The sequence below is a fragment of the Citrobacter sp. Cf087 genome (assembly GCF_030334285.1).
GTDB classification, from domain to species: Bacteria; Pseudomonadota; Gammaproteobacteria; order Enterobacterales; family Enterobacteriaceae; genus Citrobacter; species Citrobacter freundii.
This window is the reverse complement of sequence record NZ_JAOWED010000028.1, coordinates 36,047-55,559: the sequence shown is the minus strand read 5'-3', so window position 1 is coordinate 55,559 and position 19,513 is coordinate 36,047. Positions and strand designations below refer to the sequence as shown.

Genomic DNA, 19,513 nt, shown 5'->3' with positions numbered 1-19,513 from the left:
TCATTCTCCCTGGGCCAACAACGCGGCCCCCAGTAATCCAGCGTCATGGCGGTAATGCGCTGCCAGTAATTCCACGTGATAGACCAAAGGCTCTTGTGCCAGATAATGTTCCACCAGCGCCAGATACCCTTCAGCCAGCCCAACGCTGCCGCCGATCACCACAATCTGGCAATCGGTCGTGGCCTTCACATCGGCGACAAGCCTTGCCAAAGTACGCGCCGAGCGATGGATCAACCTGCTTGCCTGCTCATCTCCTTGCCCGGCGCGGCTAAAAATGGTTTTGGCATCGCATCCAGCAAGTGTACCTTCGGCTGCAGCCGCGATCCCTCGACCGGAAGCAATCGCCTCGACGCAGCCCACACGCCCGCAGCCGCAGGCCGGTCCATTGAGATCCGCCAGCGTATGTCCTAAGTGTCCAGCCAGACCACCAGACCCGGTGAGTAATTTGCCGTTGCTGATCACGCCGCCGCCGACGCCTGTCGACACGGTGATAAACACCATGTCGCTTATCTCATCCGCCATAGCGTGGTATTCCGCCCAGGCCGCAGCCTGTGCGTCATTGACTGCCAGCGTCGGCAGGCCGGTGATTTGTTCCAGCGTTTGTGTCAGCGGAAAATGCATCAACCCGCCAAGGTTATGCGGATTCAGCGCCAGTAAAGCCCCCTCACGGATAATCCCCGTCGAGGCAATCGCCACCCGATTAGCACGCCCCTGTAGCGGTGCAACCAGTGCTTGCAGCGCAGCGCGCAGCGCCTCCGGCGTTTTGCTGGCGGGCGTCGGCAATTCACGCCGCTCGCGAATTTGCAGATTACTGTCTAACAGCGCGGCAGCCAGTTTGGTACCGCCGATATCAATTGCCAATGTGGTCATGACACCGCCTTCTGCATCGCGGTGATACGCTTTTTATCCCGTTGCTCAAGTAACGACATACTTCTTCCCTTACGCTAATTGCCCGGTTCAACACCGGGCAATGGGATTAACTTTTGGATTTCACCATGGTGCTTTTGTCACCGCCGAACGGTACAGCCCCGCTAAACGGTCGACCATCAATGGCATCATGCGTACGCAACGCTTCAGGACGCAGCCAGCGCTGTACGCGGGACGGCATATCGAGGCCAATCAGCAGGATCACCACAAATGTCAGACCGAAAGAGAGCGATCCCAGCGCGGTGCCCAGATCCAGACGTTGGGCAATCAGCGCGCCGATAATCGGTGCCAGAGCCCCACCCAGTGCGCCCACGTTATAGGTGAAGCCCAGGCCCGCCGCACGCTGGTCGGTATCGAAATAGCCGCCAATCAATTTTGGTAAGATCCCGGAGATCCCCTGGCCGAGCATTTGCTGGAAAAACAGCAGCAAACCCAGTACCCAGACGTTTGAACCGCCTATCGCAAACACCGGAATAATCAGCAACTGCGAGGCCAGCAAACTGCAGACATAGGCTTTACGCGTGCCCAGCCAGTCGCCAAGAAAACCGCCGACGCAACAACCGACCGCCGCACCAAAACCGCTAAAGAAGAGCACTCTGGCCACCGTGGAAGGATCGTACAGCAGTTCGGTTTTCAGATAGGTTGGCAACAGTGCCTGAATCGGCCACGAGTACAGGAAGGCGAATAGTACGACCACCATCAGCATGACGCCCGTCGGCCAGCGCTTCCCGCTGCTTTGCACCATAAAGCTAATGAAAATAAACGCACATATCAGGCCGAGGACCGCCACGATAGCCGCATTTTGCAGGTCGCCAGCAAAGCAGAACCACAGCGCGGTTGCAGCGGCGATCGTCATCAGAATATTAATTACCCGATGCTCGCCCCGGTAGAGAATATCCACCATCGTGCGCACTGGCGCTTTGCCTTCGTGTTTCTCTTTCCAGTCTTCCGCTTCCGGAATATTTTTACGCAGCCAGAGGGCGAAGATAATTGGCAGAATGCCGATGAAGAACAGCGCGCGCCACCCCCAGATCGGAACCACCAGGCTATAGACCTGCGCGGCGATCACCGCGCCAACAGAGAAACCGGAAATCAGGAAGCCACTGGCTTTATTTCGCAGGTGTTTAGGCCAACTTTCAATAACATAGGTTGCACTGGAGCCGTACTCACCCGCCATTCCCATACCGATAACCAGACGGGCGATAAACATGGTGGTGTACCCCGGTGCGAAGCCGCAGGCCAGCGTCCCCACGGAGAACAGAATGATGCTGGTGACCATTGCCAGACGGCGTCCGTAACGGTCGCCCATCGCCCCCAGCATTAACCCGCCAAACCAACGGGAGATAAAGGCGGCCGAGATCAGGCTGGCGGCCTGCACCGTCGTCAGTCCGAATTCGCCCTGCACTTCTGTCAGCACCAGGGCGATTAACACAAAATCAAAACCATCAAGCAAATATCCCAGCCAGGCGGCGGAGAATGCCCGCCATTGTGCCCGATTGAGATGGCGATACCACGGGATGCTCTGGGTAGAAGTACTCATTTTACTCTCCCGACGATCTTTGTTGTTGTGCCGGGTGGTGGCTTTGCCTTACCCGGCTTACGGTCGAAAAATCCAGGCCGGGCAAGCGAAGCGCCCCCGGCGACCCGCGATTACGCCTTTTCCGCCAGCAGTTGGTTTGCCAGCGCTTTCAGTTCCGGCAGATAGCGTTCATCTACCGGAGCAAAGGGTTTACGGCACAGTGGAACAGAAACCACATCCATATAGTGCAGTACTGTTTTCAGGCCGCGGAACACGCCAACCTTAATAAGCAGATCGATAACCTTATTGCACTCGGTTTGCAGCTTTTGCGCCGTGCGAATGTCACCTTCTTTGAGCGCTTTCACAATTCCCTGATAACGCCATCCCATGATGTTGTAAGTGCTACCGATACCTCCATCTGCGCCTGCTAGCAGTCCAGAAGCGAAGATCTCGTCATAACCGTTATAAAGCACCAGATCGGGATGAGCGCGGCGGATCTGTTCCATCTGATAGAGATCGCCCGAAGTTTGCTTCAGTGCGCCAACGCCCGGCAACGTCACCAGCGTGTTGATCTGATCCAGCGTCAGTTTTACGCCGCTCAGCGCCGGGATGTTATAGACCACCATCGGCAATCCATTCGCTGAATCAATAATTGCGCGGTAGTGATCGCAGTGCTCTTCAAAGCTGAACGGATAGTAAAACGGCGTGACAGCGGAGACAGCATCAAAGCCGTAACGATGCGCGGCGCTCGCCAGTTGCTGGCTTTCTTCCGTACTGACCGTGCCAACATGGGCAATTAACGTCACTTTGCCTTTCGCTTCTTCAGCAACGATTTCCAGCACCTGCTCTCTTTCAGCGCGGTTTTGGACAAAGGCCTCACCCGTTGAGCCACCAACGTAGAGCCCATCGATCCCCTGCCCAATGTTGAAACGCACCAGACGGCGCAGGCTCTCGATGTCCAGTTTCTGTTGGTTATCGAATGGAGTTAACAACGCTGGCATTACGCCTTTTAAATTTCTTGCCATAACGACCTCTGACGATGATTAGTGTTATCTGACTGCATACCTTTATACCTGTTATACCAGATCAAATAAGCAGCAATACAATAGAGAACGCTTATAGTGCGATCTACCTCACTAAACACTTCATCCTTCGAGCCGCCTCTGCGTTGGCTGCGTTCGCTCACCCCTGTCACATAGTTATCTATGCTCCAGGGGACTCGCTCTCTTGCCGCCTTGATGCAACTTGAATGATTTTGGGTTTAAAAGATCGTCAGGATCGCGATTACTTACGCAATTTTTTACTTTTGCTGAAGGCGTGCCAGGTTGCGGAAACGCTATTGAGATGTTCTTGCAGTGCACGGTCTGCTTCTTCAGGATCGCGCTGACGAATCGCATCGACAATAGCGATATGCTGCTGATAACTCACGTTATTGTGTTCATACAATTCTTGATCGGCAACGGCCGGACGGGCAGCAATTAACCAGTCTAACAGCGCAACATGGATCGCCATAAAGATGGGATTGCCCGGGATCTCCGCCAGTACGCGGTGAAAATCAACGTCCGAACGGATGAACAACGTATTGTCATCGAGCGACTGGCTGTTGATCTCCAGCGCTTTCGCCAGCCTGTCGATTTGCTCATCCGTCGCATGTTCGGCGGCGTATCGAACCAGGCTTGATTCAAAGAACAGTCGCAACTGCTCGAAGTGGGCAATGCCGCCGGGATGTGCGAGGAAATCTTTCGCCATACCAGACAGCTCGCTGATGATGGTATCAGCTGAAGGACGCGAAACGCGGGCGCGCTCGCCGTTGTTGATTTGTACCAGACCTTTGCGTTTTAACGCGGCCAGCGCTTCTCGTACAGAAGGACGGCCCACGTTAAAGAAGGTCATCAGCTCCCGCTCAGACGGCAACTGTTCGCCCTCGCCAAATTCCCGACGACGAATCATCTGCTCCAGTTCTTCCTCAACCATTTCAGACAGTTTTTTACGCGCAAGCGGGCGATTGCGTAAGCTACGGCCAATGGTGGATGGAGAGTCTTCAGCTTGCGAATCAAATGCGTTCATAGGGTCCATTCAGCTAAGTCGTGGTGACAAACAACAGCGGGTTTATCCTAACACAGGATCGAAAGCAGGGTGAAATGATGGTCGATCCGCCCCCGCTGGCTTATTGATAACATACGTAACAGCAATATTATTTTAAGCGAGTATCTTCCGCCTATTTTTAATTTAATAAAGTTATATCATCTTCATGAAATTTATGAACATCAACATGATAATTTATCATAACCATCTATTTTATAACGATAAATAATTAAATCCTCGAATTAAAAATAAGATATTCACTCCATAAAAAATGCCCAGAAAAATATAACATCCGTTGGGATAACAGCGTTATTACCGGATTTATCTTCTTCTCTGGCATGGAGTGAAACAATGTTCGGCATCATTATCTCTGTCATCGTTTTATTAACGATGGGTTACCTGATCCTCAAAAACTACAAACCGCAGGTCGTGCTGGCCGCCGCCGGGATCTTCCTGATGACCTGCGGTGTCTGGCTGGGCTACGGCGTGTTGGTCGCTGACGATAAGAGCAGTGGCTATCTACTGGTCGATATTTACAACGAAATTTTGCGTATGCTCTCCAACCGCGCGGCCGGACTGGGGTTATCAATCATGGCGGTGGGTGGTTATGCCCGTTATATGGACAGAATGGGAGCCAGCAGAGCGATGGTTAGCCTGTTAAGCCGCCCGCTCAAGCTAATCCGCTCACCCTATGTTGTGCTTGCCGCCACCTATGTTATTGGTCAGATCATGGCGCAGTTCATTACCAGCGCATCCGGGTTAGGTATGTTGCTGATGGTGACGCTGTTCCCAACGCTGGTCAGTCTTGGCGTGAGCCGTTTATCTGCAGTGGCGGTCATTGCCACTTCGATGTCGATTGAATGGGGCATTCTGGAAACCAATTCTATTTTTGCCGCGCAGGTCGCGGGTATGAAAATCGCCACTTATTTCTTTCAATATCAGTTGCCCGTCGCATCGTGTGTCATTGTCGCCGTCGCCATTGCGCATTTTTTCGTTCAGCGTCAGTTTGATAAAAAAGCCGCACCGGAAAGCAACGGATTTGCTGAACAAAAGATGCTGGAAAACGTACCTCCGCTCTATTACGCCATTCTACCCGTCATGCCGCTGATCCTGATGCTGGGCTCGCTTGCCCTTGCGCAAATGGGACTAATGAAAGCAGAGTTGAATCTGGTGGTGGTGATGTTGATGAGCATGACGCTGACTATGTTTGTTGAATTCCTGCATAAACATAATCTGCGCGAAACGATGGATGATGTGCAGGCTTTTTTTGACGGCATGGGGACGCAGTTTGCCAACGTTGTCACGCTGGTGGTCGCCGGTGAAATCTTTGCGAAAGGGTTGACGACTATCGGGACTGTCGACGCCGTAATAAAAGGCGCAGAGCATTCCGGTCTTGGCGGCATCGGTGTGATGATCATCATGGCGGTGGTCATCGCCGCCTGTGCGATTGTCATGGGGTCAGGCAACGCACCGTTTATGTCTTTTGCCAGCCTCATTCCGGATATTGCCGCCGGGCTGCATATTCCTGCAGTAGTGATGATTATGCCGATGCATTTTGCCACTACGCTTGCCCGCGCGGTGTCACCCATAACCGCTGTAATTGTCGTGACATCAGGTATTGCCGGCGTATCGCCCTTTGAAGTAGTAAAACGTACAGCAATCCCGATGGCAGTAGGATTTGTGGTGAATATGGTAGCCACCATCGCGCTGTTTTACTGATCCCGAAGCCAGAAAACAGAACAGGCCCGAAAGGGCCTGTTTTTTTATTTCACTATTTATTTCACTACGCGCAGCGCCGGACGCCCACCGCGAGGTGGCGGCGGAGTGTCATCAGGATCGTTGTCGTCGCCATTGTCAGGCTTATCGCCATCAATGACCGACATGACTGTTTCACTCTCAAAACCAGACGCGTCGTTGTCGTCATCATTTAAGCTGGCGACATCTTCGTCGTAGGCGGCTTCCGGTTCGAACATCGTACCGGCGCCATTTTCACGTGCATAAATTGCCAGAACAGCAGCCAACGGCACAGACACCTGACGCGGCACACCACCGAAGCGCGCGTTAAAGCGCACTTCATCGTTAGCCAGTTCCAGGTTGCCCACCGCACGCGGTGCAATATTCAGAACAATTTGCCCGTCACGCGCATATTCCATTGGAACCTGCACGTCCTGGAGCGTCACATCCACCACCAGATGCGGCGTGAGCTGGTTGTCTAGCAGCCACTCATAGAACGCGCGCAGCAGATACGGACGGCGTGGTGTTAGCTGTGGCAAATCCATACAGGTTAACCCCGGCCCAGACGCATTTCACGTTCAGGCTCAGTCAGAGAAGCCAGGAAAGAGTCACGTTCGAAGACGCGAGTCATGTACCCTTTCAGTTCTTTCGAACCTGCACCGTTGAATTCAATACCCAGCTGCGGTAAACGCCACAGCAGCGGCGCCAGGTAGCAGTCTACCAGGCTGAACTCATCGCTCAGGAAGTAAGGTTTCTGGCCAAATACTGGCGCAATTGCCAGCAGTTCTTCGCGCAGACGCTTACGCGCGACTTCAGCTTCAGATGCAGAACCGTTCACGATGACATTCATCAGCGTGTACCAGTCTTTTTCAATACGCTGCATGTACAGGCGGCTTTCACCACGCGCAACCGGGTAAACCGGCATCAGCGGCGGATGCGGGAAGCGCTCATCCAGGTATTCCATAATGATGCGAGATTCCCACAGGGTCAGCTCACGATCCACCAGTGTCGGTACGCTCTGATTCGGGTTGAGGTCGATCAGATCCTGAGGTGGATTGTCCTTCTCCACGTGCTCAATCTCGAAACTAACACCTTTCTCAGCCAGCACAATGCGGACCTGATGGCTATAGATGTCAGTAGGACCAGAAAACAGCGTCATTACCGAACGTTTGTTGGCAGCGACAGCCATGAAAACCTCCAGGTATATTCAGAATTTTTACTGCTACCAGCCACTCAGTGGCCAGCCAGAAGTGATGTCACCCAGACTCGGGAAAGTCATTGCTGTTCAAAATACAAACAAAAAATGAACGATACCGGACATTTGGGCAGAAAATTGGATGATAGTTTACCAGATTTTGTGACCTTTGTGGTGAGTCGATTCTTGAAATGGGGAAAAAGAGGTGGCAATCAGCGGATTACCGTGGATCTGAGGCGAGAAATAACGATAAAAAAACCCGCCAAAGCGGGTTTTTTCGCAAATTGTCGTCTGCCGAAGCAGAGTACAATTAACGTTTGGAGAACTGAGGACGACGACGTGCTTTACGCAGACCGACTTTCTTACGTTCAACCTGACGAGCATCACGGGTAACGAAGCCAGCTTTACGCAGTTCGCCACGCAGGGACTCGTCGTACTCCATCAGAGCGCGGGTGATACCGTGACGGATCGCACCAGCCTGACCAGAGATACCACCACCTTTAACAGTGATGTACAGATCCAGTTTCTCAACCATGTCGACCAGTTCCAGCGGCTGACGAACTACCATGCGGGCAGTTTCACGACCGAAGTACTGTTCCAGAGAACGTTGGTTGATTACGATTTTACCACTGCCCGGTTTGATGAAAACGCGAGCTGCGGAACTTTTGCGGCGACCAGTGCCGTAGTATTGATTTTCAGCCATTGCCTATAATCCCGATTAGATGTCAAGAACTTGCGGTTGCTGTGCCGCGTGGTTGTGCTCGTTGCCAGCGTAAACTTTCAGTTTACGGAACATAGCACGACCCAGCGGGCCTTTTGGCAGCATGCCTTTAACCGCGATTTCAAGCACACGCTCAGGACGGCGAGCAATCATCTCTTCAAAGGTCGCTTGTTTGATACCACCGATGTGGCCGGTGTGGTGATAGTACACTTTGTCAGTACGCTTGTTGCCGGTTACAGCAACTTTGTCAGCGTTCAGAACGATGATGTAATCACCGGTATCTACGTGCGGAGTGTATTCCGCTTTGTGCTTACCGCGCAGGCGCAGAGCCAGTTCGGAAGCCAGACGGCCCAGAGTTTTACCGGTCGCGTCAACAACATACCAGTCGCGTTTTACGGTTTCTGGTTTAGCTGTAAAAGTTTTCATTAAAAGCTTACCCAAATAAATAAGTTACACGTTGGTGAACACCCAAACGTTTTGTCAGTTGAGGTTCACACGACATTGTCCAGCAAACCTACCCCTTCGAATAGCCTATGCCGGCGCATAGAAAGTTTTGGGAAAAAAACTCTCTCGTAACGTGGGGTCGCAAGATTATAGAGAAGTCAGGGTCAAAGATCGACCCCTTTATGTGATTTGCGGCAGGTTTAACCGGCTAAATGTTCCCGCTTCAGATACTCTTCGCTTTGCATCTCCTGCAAACGCGACAAACAGCGCTGAAATTCAAACTTCAGACGCTCGCCCTGATAAATTTCATAGAGTGGCGATGCCGCGCTGACCACCAGCTTGACGTGGCGTTCGTAGAACTCATCCACCAATGCGATAAAGCGCCGCGCTTCACTCTCCATCAGCGGAGTCATGACCGGCACATCAGACAACAGTACCGTGTGAAACAAACGCGACAGCGCAATGTAGTCATGCTGGCTACGCGCATCGACACAGAGTGTGGTAAATGACACCGCCAGCGTTTGGTTTTCGACGGCCAGCGTCTGCATCGGACGATGATTGATCTCCAGCGTCGGCGCATGTTCACCTTTGGTTCCCGCTAATGCCAGCCAGAGTTTATCCATCTGTTGGCGGGTTTCCTCATTCAGTGGCGACAGCCACAAATGCGCCTGCGTTAAGGTGCGCAGACGATAATCGACGCCAGCATCAACATTCATGATGTCGCAATGCTGTTTGATAGCATCAATGGCAGGAAGAAAACGCGCGCGTTGTAAACCGTTGCGATACAGCTCGTCTGGCGGAATATTGGAGGTCGCCACCAGCGTAATGCCACGGGCAAACAGTGCCTTCATCAGGCCGCCGAGTAGCATGGCGTCGGTAATATCAGAAACAAAAAATTCGTCAAAGCACAGCACGTCCGTTTCGGCCTTAAAGCGATCGGCGATGATTTCCAGCGGATCGCTCTGCCCCTGTAAGGCAGTAAGCTCTTCATGCACACGCAGCATAAAACGGTGAAAGTGCAAACGCTGTTTACGTTCGCCCGGCAGACTATGGTAGAACAGATCCATCAGCCAGGTTTTTCCGCGCCCAACTCCGCCCCACATATATAAACCACGCACCGGTGTGTTGATCGGCGACTCACGCTTGCCCAGCAATTTGCCAAAACGCGCCATCAGTCCGCTCTCCTGCGGCGCAGGTCGCGCTGGTGTCGTAAGTGCCTGGAAAATTGTTTCCAGTCGATTCACGGCTTCTTGTTGTACATTGTCGGGCTGATGACTGCCGTCGTTGAGGGCTTGCTGGTAACGCGATGTCGGGGAAAGGCTTTGCATGATGTTATTGTTATTCCTTGAGAATCGATGTGCCGTCGCTCACGGTTGACGAAAAAAAGGCCGTTCTACATTACGTGATATAAACACGGGATTCCACTTCTACGGGATTAGCGGTTATAGTGGCATAATCAGGCGCAGGCATGGAGCCTAAAGCCAACACCCTACGGAAACACAAGACAACGGGAGATGTTCATGACCTGGGAATATGCGCTAATTGGGTTAGTCGTCGGTATCATTATTGGTGCTGTAGCCATGCGTTTTGGTAATCGGAAATTACGCCAACAGCAGGCATTGCAGTACGAACTGGAAAAAAATAAAGCTGAGCTGGAAGAGTACCGTGAAGAACTGGTGAGCCACTTTGCCCGCAGCGCTGAATTGCTGGATAACATGGCGGACGATTATCGTCAGATTTACCAGCATATGGCGAAAAGCTCCAGCAACCTGCTGCCGGGTATGTCGCCGGAAAACAACCCGTTCCGTAATCGTCTGGCAGAGTCTGAAGCAGGCAACGATCAGGCGCCGGTTCAGATGCCACGTGACTATTCTGAAGGGGCATCTGGCCTGCTGCGTAGTGGTGCAAAGCGCGACTAACCGCACATCGTTAAGAAATTTATTGGGCGCAGCAATTGCGCCCTCCGCTTCTCTTCCCGTCCCAGCTATTATTTAGTCGTTAGCCTCATTGTGACCAAACCGAAAATTCAATAACATCAAACTGTTTTGAATCATCTTCCGTTTACTCAAGGTACGAGAGCAGGATCCATGAAAAAACAAACCCAGCTGTTGAGTGCATTAGCGTTAAGTGTCGGGTTAACTCTCTCGGCGCCATTCCCGGCCGTTGCGTCGATTCCCGGCCAGGTTCCCGGTCAGGCTGCGCTCCCCAGCCTCGCCCCGATGCTGGAGAAAGTGTTGCCAGCCGTGGTGAGTGTAAGGGTCGAAGGCACCGCCACTCAGGGGCAGAAAGTCCCGGAAGAGTTCAAAAAGTTTTTTGGTGATGAACTTCCCGATCAACCTTCACAACCTTTTGAAGGACTGGGTTCAGGTGTCATTATTGATGCCGCCAAAGGCTACGTCCTGACCAATAACCACGTTATTAATCAGGCGCAAAAAATCAGCGTTCAGCTTAATGATGGTCGTGAGTTCGACGCAAAGCTTATTGGCAGCGACGATCAGAGCGATATCGCACTGCTACAAATTCAACACCCCAGCAACCTGACGCAAATTGCCATTGCTGACTCTGATAAACTCCGCGTGGGTGATTTCGCGGTGGCTGTGGGTAACCCGTTCGGTTTGGGTCAAACAGCCACCTCCGGCATTGTATCGGCTTTGGGTCGCAGTGGGTTGAACCTGGAAGGTCTGGAAAACTTTATTCAGACTGACGCCTCTATCAACCGCGGTAACTCCGGCGGCGCATTGCTTAACCTCAACGGTGAGCTGATCGGTATTAACACCGCGATTCTGGCCCCCGGTGGCGGCAGCATCGGTATTGGTTTTGCAATCCCGAGCAACATGGCGCGCACGCTGGCACAGCAGTTGATGCAGTTTGGTGAAATCAAACGCGGTCTGTTGGGCATCAAAGGCACCGAGATGACTTCCGATATCGCCAAAGCGTTCAAACTGGACGTACAGCGTGGCGCGTTTGTCAGTGAGGTTCTGCCTAACTCCGGCTCCGCAAAAGCGGGGGTGAAATCAGGTGACGTCATTACCAGTCTCAACGGTAAACCGCTTAACAGCTTCGCCGAACTTCGTTCACGTATTGCGACAACCGAACCAGGGACCAAAGTCAAACTGGGCCTGCTACGTAACGGTAAACCGCTGGAGGTTGAAGTCACCCTCGATACCAGCACATCATCGTCCGCCAGCGCAGAGATGATTGCGCCTGCGTTGCAAGGGGCCACGCTCAGCGACGGTCAGTTAAAAGACGGTACCAAAGGCATCAGAATTGATAACGTAGAAAAAAGCAGCCCTGCCGCACAGGCCGGACTGCATAAAGATGACGTTATTATTGGCGTTAACCGCGATCGCGTAAACTCGATCGCTGAAATGCGTAAAGTGCTGGAAGCGAAACCGTCGATCATTGCCCTGCAGGTGGTGCGCGGTAACGAGAGTATTTACCTGCTCCTGCGTTAACGCATGCAACCGGACATCAGCCCCTCGTGTGATGTCCGGTAAACTCGTGATATGCTGCAGCCGTTCCCTTTATTAATGACGCCGCCATCATGTTTGTGAAGCTTTTACGTTCGGTCGCGATTGGTTTAATCGTCGGCGCTATTCTGCTGGCCGCGATGCCCTCGCTGCGCAAAATTAATACGCTTACCGCACCGCAGTTCGACAGTGCAGATGAAACGCCCGCCAGCTATAACCCGGCGGTTCGCCGTGCAGCACCTGCCGTCGTTAACGTTTATAACCGCAGTATGAACAGCACAGCGCATAACCAGCTTGAGATCCGCACGCTCGGCTCAGGCGTTATCATGGATCAGCGCGGCTATATCATTACCAATAAGCACGTCATTAACGATGCAGACCAAATCATCGTCGCATTGCAGGACGGTCGCGTATTTGAAGCGCTGCTTGTGGGGTCTGATACGTTAACCGACCTTGCGGTGCTGAAAATCAACGCCACTGGTGGACTGCCGACAATTCCGATTAATAACAAACGCGTACCGCACATTGGCGATGTGGTTCTCGCCATCGGGAACCCGTACAACCTCGGGCAAACCATCACCCAGGGGATTATCAGTGCCACCGGTCGTATTGGCCTGAACCCGACGGGGCGGCAAAACTTCCTGCAAACCGATGCCTCCATCAACCACGGTAACTCCGGCGGCGCGCTGGTCAACTCGCTGGGCGAGTTGATGGGTATTAATACCCTGTCATTTGATAAGAGCAACGATGGCGAAACCCCGGAAGGGATCGGCTTTGCTATTCCTTTTCAACTGGCAACCAAAATCATGGATAAGCTGATTCGTGACGGGCGCGTGATTCGCGGCTATATCGGCATCAGCGGCCGAGAAATTGCGCCACTGCACGCCCAGGGCGGCGGGATGGATCAAATTCAGGGGATTGTGGTTAACGAAGTAGCCCCGGACGGTCCGGCAGCGCAGGCAGGTATTCAGGTTAACGATCTGATTATCTCGGTCAATAACAAACCGGCGGTATCTGCACTGGAAACGATGGACCAGGTGGCAGAGATTCGACCAGGTTCAGTTATCTCCGTGGTCGTGATGCGAGATGACAAGCAGTTGACGCTGCAGGTCACGATTCAGGAATATCCGGCGACCAACTAATACGGATATAAAAAAACCGGAAATCATCCGGTTTTTTTTACATTTCAATGGGCTTGTAGGCCGGATAAGGTGTTTACACCGCATCCGGCATCTGTATGCCTGATGGCGACGCAAAACGTCTTATCAGGCCTACCGAAAAGAGTTACTTAACGAACTCTTCGCCCAGAGTGATATCTTTCTTCAGCGTATCCAGCATACCTTCCAGCGCAGCTTGTTCAAACGCGCTCAGCTTGCCGATAGACTGACGCTCTTCTACGCCGTTTTTGCCTAGCAGCAGCGGCTGAGAGAAGAAGCGAGCATACTGGCCATCGCCTTCAACGTAAGCACATTCAACCACACCTTTTTCGCCGCTCAGTGCGCGAACCAGTGACAGTCCGAAACGTGCTGCGGCCTGACCCATAGACAGGGTTGCAGATCCGCCACCGGCTTTAGCTTCCACAACTTCAGTACCCGCATTCTGGATACGTTTGGTCAGGTCAGCTGCTTCTTGCTCGGTGAAGCTTACGCCAGGAATTTGTGACAGCAGCGGCAGAATGGTCACGCCAGAGTGGCCGCCAATAACCGGGACTTCAACGTCGCCAGGCTGCTTGCCTTTCAGTTCCGCAACAAAGGTGTTGGAGCGGATGATGTCCAGCGTGGTCACGCCAAACAGTTTGTTCTTATCGTATACGCCTGCTTTTTTCAGGACTTCTGCAGCGATAGCAACTGTCGTGTTCACCGGGTTGGTGATGATACCGATACATGCTTTCGGACAGGTTTTAGCAACCTGCTGCACCAGATTCTTCACGATACCGGCGTTAACGTTGAACAGGTCGGAACGATCCATACCCGGTTTACGTGCGACGCCCGCGGAGATCAGTACTACATCAGCACCTTCCAGTGCAGGGGTAGCGTCTTCGCCACTGAAGCCTTTGATTTTCACAGCAGTAGGGATATGGCTCAAATCAACGGCCACACCAGGCGTTACTGGAGCGATGTCGTACAGGGAGAGTTCTGAACCTGAAGGCAGTTGGGTTTTTAACAGTAATGCTAGCGCCTGACCGATACCACCAGCAGCGCCGAGGACTGCAACTTTCATCCTAAACTCCTTATTATATTGATAAGCAAAGTGTCTATTGCTCCGCGGCGGCGACCTTAATTCACAAATCCAACGAATACAACAACCACGCGTCAAGAATGCGTAGTCACGCAAATTTGGCTTTTATGCATTTAACTTACGTAAAATAAAACCTAAGTTACGTAATTCAAAACCACCCGCACAGTAGAGCAACTTTCCAACAGGTGCTGACAATATACCCTACCCACCTCTCAAAACAACATCAATTTGATAACATTTAATTTACTTTTAACCTTATTTGCGAGCCGTGACACAGGCATGTTTCTTGATAACGAAATTTGATAAAATTCCGCTCTTTCATAACATTATTTCAGCCTTGAACAAGGCAGACTGTTTGCATAAAAATTCATCTGTATGCACAATAATGTTGTTTCTACCGCCATATTACGGGTGACTTATGCGAAGCTCGGCAAAACAAGAAGAATTAGTAAAGGCGTTTAAAGCGCTGCTTAAAGAAGAAAAGTTCAGCTCTCAAGGCGAAATCGTCCTCGCGTTGCAGGATCAGGGCTTTGATAATATCAATCAGTCCAAGGTTTCACGCATGCTGACCAAATTTGGCGCCGTGCGTACCCGCAATGCGAAAATGGAAATGGTGTACTGCCTTCCGGCGGAGCTGGGCGTGCCTACGACCTCCAGTCCGCTGAAAAATCTGGTGCTGGATATCGACTATAACGATGCGGTCGTGGTTATTCATACCAGTCCTGGCGCTGCTCAGTTGATTGCACGTCTGCTGGACTCATTGGGGAAAGCGGAAGGTATCCTGGGTACGATTGCCGGTGACGATACCATCTTCACCACCCCAGCTAAGGGTTTTACGGTAAAAGATCTGTACGAAGCCATTCTGGAACTGTTTGAACAAGAACTGTAATACCGCCTCCCCGTCGCCTCGCGGCGGGGGAAAACACTCTCTTTCTACCCCCTTCCGTCTATTTTTAACTGCTATGCATTTAACAAATGGTGCGTTTAACCGTCAAAAACCATTCACATAGTGAATATGAAGGCTTAAAAACGCACATTTTGCAAAAAATCATATCCAATTGATTTTATTTAATTTATTTCTTTTAAAATGTTCGAAACGCTCTTTTTAATTCCATTTGGTTATAAAAAATATTTTTCTTAACACTTACTACCCATGGAAACAATTAGCGTGGTATTAATTTATTAGGTTATTAGTGTATACTTGATTTTGTGATGAGGGTCACGAAACGTAGACCCCTATAAAAGAATTCGACGAGGTAAATATCATGAAAATCAAAACTACTATTGCAACCTTAAGCCTTCTTTCTGTTCTCTCCTTCGGTGCAAGCGCCGCGGTTACTCAGGTGAACTCACAAGAAGCACAGAATCTGCAATCTATGGGTAGCATCTCCGTATCTCAAATCGGTAGTTCACCAATGGACATGCGTCAAGCCATCGCCGCTAAGGCTGAAAAAGCAGGCGCCAGCAGCTATCGCGTCACCGAACTCCGTGAAGGTGCTCACTGGCACGCTACTGCAGAACTCTACAAATAAACCCTCGTCGTCTAAGTCCGACGACTTGCCCCCGCCTGCCGGGGGCTTTTTTATGTCTTACATTGAGTGACGAACGTTAAAACGCAACTGCCCTTCCAGCTCTTCTTCCGCTTCATCGAACAGTAAAATCAGCGCGCCGTATCGCCTGCGCAGCTTGTCCGGTAAATGGACAAATTCAATCTCCAGCGGCAACGGTAAAACTTCCCCGATAACCACCTCCCACAGAGAATCTAAATCAACCACCTTTTCCCTGGCGAGACCGAACGTGCGCGTAAACTCGCGATAGAAATCACCCTGGTCTTCTATCTCGTCAAAATCAAATGTATAGATATTCATCTATAGCCACCATCCCAACGCCAGCCACTCGACAGACCGCCAATATGTGGGGGTCTCTCGCATTTTCAGGTAAGTATAGCCATAAAAAAACCGACGCTTTTAGCGTCGGTTTTCAACTCTTAATTACTGACCAGCGCATGCTGATATTTGTGCAACATCCCACTGAGTCGTTTTACCGGCTCGGTCACCTGTGGTGGTGCTTGCCAGATGATTAATTTCTCCTGATAGATCTCAAGCTCTTCCAGCAACTGGCTAAAGTAGCGTCGGCGCTTGTCGTCATTTCCTGCGGAAATCACGCGATCGGCAGTGCGTCGAAGCTGGCGATGGAATGCGGAGAGATCTTCGTTTACCGGCACCGGCGCATCGCGCAGGCGCTGATGCGCGATGATCATTGTCAGCGCCAGGCGAAACTTCGCCAGGTCGCCCGGAAATTTGTTCATCAGCAAAAACAGCTGCTGATAAAGCGCCGGGAGATGGTTTTCTTTGCGACGAACCACGTTGGTGGTCATCGCTGAAACCGCCGCCGAGACAAACTGGTTGAGCAACACACGACCCGTTCTGTCACGAGAGTTATCACGCACCAACATAATGACGATAAACGCCAACATGCAGCCAACAATCTGCCCCAGCGCACTGTCAAGGAACTGGCTAAAGTGGAAGGTCATCGGGTTATCCAGCACGATGATATTAATGGTGCTGGCCAGCGCCCCCATCGAACCCAGCCGTCGTTTCTGTACTTCAATCCCCAGAAAGAATCCCAGCACTGCCAGGCTCAGGCACAGCAACAACATGCTTTGCTGCGTATTAGGGATAATCACCAGGAAATAGAGTGCCCCGAGCGGTAACGCCGCCAACGTACCGTAGATAAAGTCTATCGCCACCATGCGCGGGTTGGGCAAACGCATTGCCAGCGAGGTGACGACCGCAATCATCACCATTGCGCCGCTGCCGGATGTCCAGCCGGTCCACAGCCAGAATAAGGTTCCCAGCACACAAGAAAGCGTGGTGCGCCAAAAGTTAACCATCGCATGGTGACGCTCGGCAGATTCCACTTTCACCACCGGTTCACCTTGCAGGATCTCTTCTTCGATAGCGCTAATTTTGGTGTTGCTGACAACTCCACGTTTAAGTAACAGATAGCGCGTTGCCGCCCCGGCCCAGGTGTAAATTGTGACAGGTGTGTCACGTTCACCGGTCCATGCAATCACCCGACGCATCCGCTTCAGCTGTTTATGGACATCCTGTACCGTTTCAACCGGCGTATCGAATAACTCGCGGAAGGTATCGGTGATCAGTTCTGGTCGGGTATTCTGAATAAGATAGGTTTCGCAGGATTGTGTGATAAGCGTAAGCGACAGCGTATTCAATGCCTTGAGTCTGCGGTTAGCCCGCACCCAGCGCGAGGACTCCATATTCAGGTTACTACGCATGCCTTCCAGCGCCGCCGTACGCCGGACTAAATCTCCCCAGGCTTTGTCCACTTCCTCACTGTCGCCATGCTTAATGCACAGCTGCATAAGCTGATATTGCGCCACCAGCAGGCTATCCAGTTCGACATCAATCTCCTGTTTCACCGAACGGGGCGAAAAGAGCAGGTCGGCAACAATGGCACAGACAATACCCATCACAATTTCACTACAGCGTTCGAGCGCAAATTGCGGCGTCAGCAGCGGTTCAGCCTGGATAGTAATGACGATGATCAGCGCCGTATAGCCTGAAAGCCCCCAGGCATAAGAGTTTTCGATCTTCACTAACGACGAGATCCAGGTACAAAAACCGGCCCAGATACAACACACCAGGATCATCAATAGCGGGGCGCGGATCATGCTGATGATAATGATCAGGGCGGCAATACAGCCGATAAATGTCCCGACAATACGCAACATGCCTCGATAGCGGATAGCACCTGAATAAGGTTCTCCGCCAGCGGCAAAGGCTGGACCTGCCGCCACAATGGCCGCGGTCAGCACCGCCCAGCGCGGGGTCTCAAGCTGGAAGTGAAAGCCAACGAACAGCGCCAGTACAATCGCGCAGGCCAGTTTTACCGCAAAGCGGATATGCTGGTTGGCAATGGAGAAAATACCCATCGCGATTAACCAAATTCGCGCAGGCGGTGCGCCATTTTACGGAAGAAAGATTCCTGGCTGGCATCGCGATCCTGCTTGCCGGTAATGACGACGGTCGCCGTCGTCCCGGCAGGCCACAAGGTTCCCTGCTGCTCATCAAGACGAATTCGCACCGGCACACGCTGCGCCAGACGCACCCATTCAAGATTGGAATCAATGGTCGCCATACCCTTGGCGTCCCGCGTGCTGCTGGCATTCGTTACGCCAGCCGCCACACTATCAACCGTGCCCTTCAGCACATTATTACTGCCAAGCGGGGTGATTTCAGCGCGATACCCAGGGCGGACGCCTTCCAGTTTGGTTTCTTCCATATACGCCAGCACATAGAAAGAATGCTGTTTGACCAACGCCACCGCCGTGGAACCGCGCGTGATAAATTCGCCGCTATAGACGTTCAGGTTAGTCACCCAGCCGTCTGCTGGCGCGCGGATAACGGTACGTTCCAGATCTAATTTCGCCAGGTCGCGGGTCGCTTGTGCCTTCGCAAGCTGGTGTAATACGGTTTGCAGGACGTTGTTTGATTGGTCAATCTCTTCACGAGACATAGCCTGCACGCCCAGTCGGTTACGACGACCGGCCTCCTGGCGTTTTTCCTGCGCCAGTACCTGATAATAGGCCACGTCAGCTTCGGCCTGCTCGAGGGCTTTCTTATAGCGTGGCTGGTCGATAGTGAACAGGATCTGATCCTTTTTCACCAGTTGGTTATCATGGATGTTAACGTTGGTAATAAGGCCCGCAACATCCGGCGCAATCGCGACGACATCGGCGCTGAAACGCGCATCACGCGTCCACGGCGACTCGGTGTAGAACACCCATGCGCGAAAAATAGCGATGAAGGCCAGAATGACCAGTATCACGGTAATGGCCGTGCGGGAGAGTTTTCTTGTTAGTGTTTTCACTTCAACCTCAAACGAACAGGCGCGTTATTAAATAGAACAGACAGCAATACAGCGCGGTGTTAAACAGAGCCGGATGCCAGACAAAATCATAGATGCCAGTCGGAACAAGCACCCGGCGCACCAGCCAGAAAATCGCCAGTGACAAAAGTAATTCGAAAAAAATCGGTGGGAAGGACAGACCAAACACCACGATAACGGGAAACAGACTCATTTTGACCTTGGTAACGTAAGAGAGTGCAGATGATAGATTTTCTAGCGTATGTCACCGCAGAGAAGGGCAAGGATGA

At 51.9% G+C, this 19,513-nt stretch carries 20 protein-coding genes; 6 read left to right on the top strand and 14 right to left on the bottom strand.

Translation table 11 applies throughout. The annotated features are described in order from the left end of the window. From nanK to nanR, 4 genes are all read right to left on the bottom strand, one after another. Entirely contained in the window at nucleotides 1-870 is an 870-nt protein-coding gene (nanK, locus tag OGV57_RS08690) for an N-acetylmannosamine kinase (RefSeq protein WP_054528829.1), read from the bottom strand. A 106-nt stretch (nucleotides 871-976) separates the two neighbouring features. Further along, nucleotides 977-2,467 carry an MFS transporter gene (locus tag OGV57_RS08685; protein ID WP_054528830.1) on the bottom strand — a complete coding sequence of 497 codons (1,491 nt, stop codon included), beginning with the start codon at nucleotides 2,465-2,467 and terminating at the stop codon, nucleotides 977-979. 110 nt (nucleotides 2,468-2,577) lie between these two features. Next, a complete protein-coding gene (nanA, locus tag OGV57_RS08680) occupies nucleotides 2,578-3,471 on the bottom strand; it encodes an N-acetylneuraminate lyase (RefSeq protein WP_016151064.1) in 894 nt (297 codons plus the stop codon). Between the two features lie 259 nt (nucleotides 3,472-3,730). Continuing rightward, nucleotides 3,731-4,522, bottom strand: coding sequence for a transcriptional regulator NanR (gene nanR, locus OGV57_RS08675; protein WP_054528831.1), 792 nt, complete (start codon nucleotides 4,520-4,522; stop codon nucleotides 3,731-3,733). A gap of 360 nt (nucleotides 4,523-4,882) precedes the next feature. Here nanR and dcuC point away from each other — a divergent pair, with 360 nt between their 5' ends. After that, nucleotides 4,883-6,250: an anaerobic C4-dicarboxylate transporter DcuC gene (gene dcuC, locus OGV57_RS08670; RefSeq protein ID WP_054528832.1), complete on the top strand. Its 1,368-nt coding sequence runs from the start codon at nucleotides 4,883-4,885 to the stop codon at nucleotides 6,248-6,250. Nucleotides 6,251-6,306: 56 nt separating this feature from the next. On the opposite strand, the gene sspB is transcribed toward dcuC, so the two are convergent. The 5 genes from sspB to zapE form a co-directional block, all read right to left on the bottom strand. Continuing rightward, complete coding sequence (gene sspB / locus OGV57_RS08665; protein ID WP_003025130.1) at nucleotides 6,307-6,810, bottom strand: ClpXP protease specificity-enhancing factor; 504 nt, start codon at nucleotides 6,808-6,810, stop codon at nucleotides 6,307-6,309. A 5-nt stretch (nucleotides 6,811-6,815) separates the two neighbouring features. After that, the gene (gene sspA, locus OGV57_RS08660; RefSeq protein WP_003025132.1) at nucleotides 6,816-7,454 is read right to left on the bottom strand and encodes a stringent starvation protein SspA; all 639 of its coding nucleotides are present in this window, start codon (nucleotides 7,452-7,454) and stop codon (nucleotides 6,816-6,818) included. A gap of 316 nt (nucleotides 7,455-7,770) precedes the next feature. After that, entirely contained in the window at nucleotides 7,771-8,163 is a 393-nt protein-coding gene (gene rpsI / locus OGV57_RS08655; protein WP_003025138.1) for a 30S ribosomal protein S9, read from the bottom strand. Nucleotides 8,164-8,178: 15 nt separating this feature from the next. Continuing rightward, complete coding sequence (gene rplM, locus OGV57_RS08650; RefSeq protein WP_003025141.1) at nucleotides 8,179-8,607, bottom strand: 50S ribosomal protein L13; 429 nt, start codon at nucleotides 8,605-8,607, stop codon at nucleotides 8,179-8,181. Nucleotides 8,608-8,825: 218 nt separating this feature from the next. After that, nucleotides 8,826-9,953, bottom strand: coding sequence for a cell division protein ZapE (gene zapE / locus OGV57_RS08645; protein WP_003839902.1), 1,128 nt, complete (start codon nucleotides 9,951-9,953; stop codon nucleotides 8,826-8,828). A 192-nt stretch (nucleotides 9,954-10,145) separates the two neighbouring features. Here zapE and zapG point away from each other — a divergent pair, with 192 nt between their 5' ends. The 3 genes from zapG (at nucleotide 10,146) to degS (ending at nucleotide 13,237) form a co-directional block, all read left to right on the top strand. Beyond that, entirely contained in the window at nucleotides 10,146-10,544 is a 399-nt protein-coding gene (gene zapG / locus OGV57_RS08640; protein ID WP_003025147.1) for a Z-ring associated protein ZapG, read from the top strand. Between the two features lie 168 nt (nucleotides 10,545-10,712). Further along, on the top strand, nucleotides 10,713-12,080 hold the full coding sequence (degQ, locus tag OGV57_RS08635; protein ID WP_003025151.1) for a serine endoprotease DegQ: 1,368 nt from the start codon (nucleotides 10,713-10,715) through the stop codon (nucleotides 12,078-12,080). An 89-nt stretch (nucleotides 12,081-12,169) separates the two neighbouring features. After that, entirely contained in the window at nucleotides 12,170-13,237 is a 1,068-nt protein-coding gene (degS, locus tag OGV57_RS08630; protein WP_003025154.1) for an outer membrane-stress sensor serine endopeptidase DegS, read from the top strand. A 142-nt stretch (nucleotides 13,238-13,379) separates the two neighbouring features. Here the strand turns inward: degS and mdh are convergent, their stop codons facing one another. Then, nucleotides 13,380-14,315 carry a malate dehydrogenase gene (mdh, locus tag OGV57_RS08625; RefSeq protein ID WP_003025158.1) on the bottom strand — a complete coding sequence of 312 codons (936 nt, stop codon included), beginning with the start codon at nucleotides 14,313-14,315 and terminating at the stop codon, nucleotides 13,380-13,382. A 436-nt stretch (nucleotides 14,316-14,751) separates the two neighbouring features. Here mdh and argR point away from each other — a divergent pair, with 436 nt between their 5' ends. Both argR and yhcN read left to right on the top strand, forming a co-directional pair. Further along, a complete protein-coding gene (gene argR / locus OGV57_RS08620; protein WP_003025162.1) occupies nucleotides 14,752-15,222 on the top strand; it encodes a transcriptional regulator ArgR in 471 nt (156 codons plus the stop codon). 376 nt (nucleotides 15,223-15,598) lie between these two features. Then, nucleotides 15,599-15,865 carry a peroxide/acid stress response protein YhcN gene (gene yhcN / locus OGV57_RS08615; RefSeq protein ID WP_003025165.1) on the top strand — a complete coding sequence of 89 codons (267 nt, stop codon included), beginning with the start codon at nucleotides 15,599-15,601 and terminating at the stop codon, nucleotides 15,863-15,865. Between the two features lie 57 nt (nucleotides 15,866-15,922). On the opposite strand, the gene OGV57_RS08610 is transcribed toward yhcN, so the two are convergent. From OGV57_RS08610 to aaeX, 4 genes are all read right to left on the bottom strand, one after another. Next, nucleotides 15,923-16,201, bottom strand: a complete 279-nt coding sequence (locus OGV57_RS08610; RefSeq protein ID WP_003025168.1) for a barstar family protein — start codon at nucleotides 16,199-16,201, stop codon at nucleotides 15,923-15,925. Between the two features lie 119 nt (nucleotides 16,202-16,320). After that, entirely contained in the window at nucleotides 16,321-18,288 is a 1,968-nt protein-coding gene (gene aaeB, locus OGV57_RS08605) for a p-hydroxybenzoic acid efflux pump subunit AaeB (RefSeq protein WP_054528833.1), read from the bottom strand. 5 nt (nucleotides 18,289-18,293) lie between these two features. Then, a complete protein-coding gene (gene aaeA / locus OGV57_RS08600; protein ID WP_003025174.1) occupies nucleotides 18,294-19,226 on the bottom strand; it encodes a p-hydroxybenzoic acid efflux pump subunit AaeA in 933 nt (310 codons plus the stop codon). Nucleotides 19,227-19,233: 7 nt separating this feature from the next. Continuing rightward, nucleotides 19,234-19,437, bottom strand: coding sequence for a p-hydroxybenzoic acid efflux pump operon protein AaeX (gene aaeX / locus OGV57_RS08595; protein WP_003025177.1), 204 nt, complete (start codon nucleotides 19,435-19,437; stop codon nucleotides 19,234-19,236). Nucleotides 19,438-19,513: the final 76 nt, after the last annotated feature.

Bases quoted from the DNA above. Each gene is read 5' to 3' on its own strand.
- aaeX (WP_003025177.1), bottom strand. From the start codon at position 19,437: ATGAGTCTGTTTCCCGTTATCGTGGTGTTTGGTCTGTCCTTCCCACCG.
- argR (WP_003025162.1), top strand. From the start codon at position 14,752: ATGCGAAGCTCGGCAAAACAAGAAGAATTAGTAAAGGCGTTTAAAGCG.
- rpsI (WP_003025138.1), bottom strand. From the start codon at position 8,163: ATGGCTGAAAATCAATACTACGGCACTGGTCGCCGCAAAAGTTCCGCA.
- sspB (WP_003025130.1), bottom strand. From the start codon at position 6,810: ATGGATTTGCCACAGCTAACACCACGCCGTCCGTATCTGCTGCGCGCG.
- dcuC (WP_054528832.1), top strand. From the start codon at position 4,883: ATGTTCGGCATCATTATCTCTGTCATCGTTTTATTAACGATGGGTTAC.
- nanK (WP_054528829.1), bottom strand. From the start codon at position 870: ATGACCACATTGGCAATTGATATCGGCGGTACCAAACTGGCTGCCGCG.
- OGV57_RS08610 (WP_003025168.1), bottom strand. From the start codon at position 16,201: ATGAATATCTATACATTTGATTTTGACGAGATAGAAGACCAGGGTGAT.
- aaeB (WP_054528833.1), bottom strand. From the start codon at position 18,288: ATGGGTATTTTCTCCATTGCCAACCAGCATATCCGCTTTGCGGTAAAA.
- degS (WP_003025154.1), top strand. From the start codon at position 12,170: ATGTTTGTGAAGCTTTTACGTTCGGTCGCGATTGGTTTAATCGTCGGC.
- nanR (WP_054528831.1), bottom strand. From the start codon at position 4,522: ATGGACCCTATGAACGCATTTGATTCGCAAGCTGAAGACTCTCCATCC.
- rplM (WP_003025141.1), bottom strand. From the start codon at position 8,607: ATGAAAACTTTTACAGCTAAACCAGAAACCGTAAAACGCGACTGGTAT.
- nanA (WP_016151064.1), bottom strand. From the start codon at position 3,471: ATGGCAAGAAATTTAAAAGGCGTAATGCCAGCGTTGTTAACTCCATTC.
- degQ (WP_003025151.1), top strand. From the start codon at position 10,713: ATGAAAAAACAAACCCAGCTGTTGAGTGCATTAGCGTTAAGTGTCGGG.
- yhcN (WP_003025165.1), top strand. From the start codon at position 15,599: ATGAAAATCAAAACTACTATTGCAACCTTAAGCCTTCTTTCTGTTCTC.
- sspA (WP_003025132.1), bottom strand. From the start codon at position 7,454: ATGGCTGTCGCTGCCAACAAACGTTCGGTAATGACGCTGTTTTCTGGT.
- zapG (WP_003025147.1), top strand. From the start codon at position 10,146: ATGACCTGGGAATATGCGCTAATTGGGTTAGTCGTCGGTATCATTATT.
- OGV57_RS08685 (WP_054528830.1), bottom strand. From the start codon at position 2,467: ATGAGTACTTCTACCCAGAGCATCCCGTGGTATCGCCATCTCAATCGG.
- mdh (WP_003025158.1), bottom strand. From the start codon at position 14,315: ATGAAAGTTGCAGTCCTCGGCGCTGCTGGTGGTATCGGTCAGGCGCTA.
- zapE (WP_003839902.1), bottom strand. From the start codon at position 9,953: ATGCAAAGCCTTTCCCCGACATCGCGTTACCAGCAAGCCCTCAACGAC.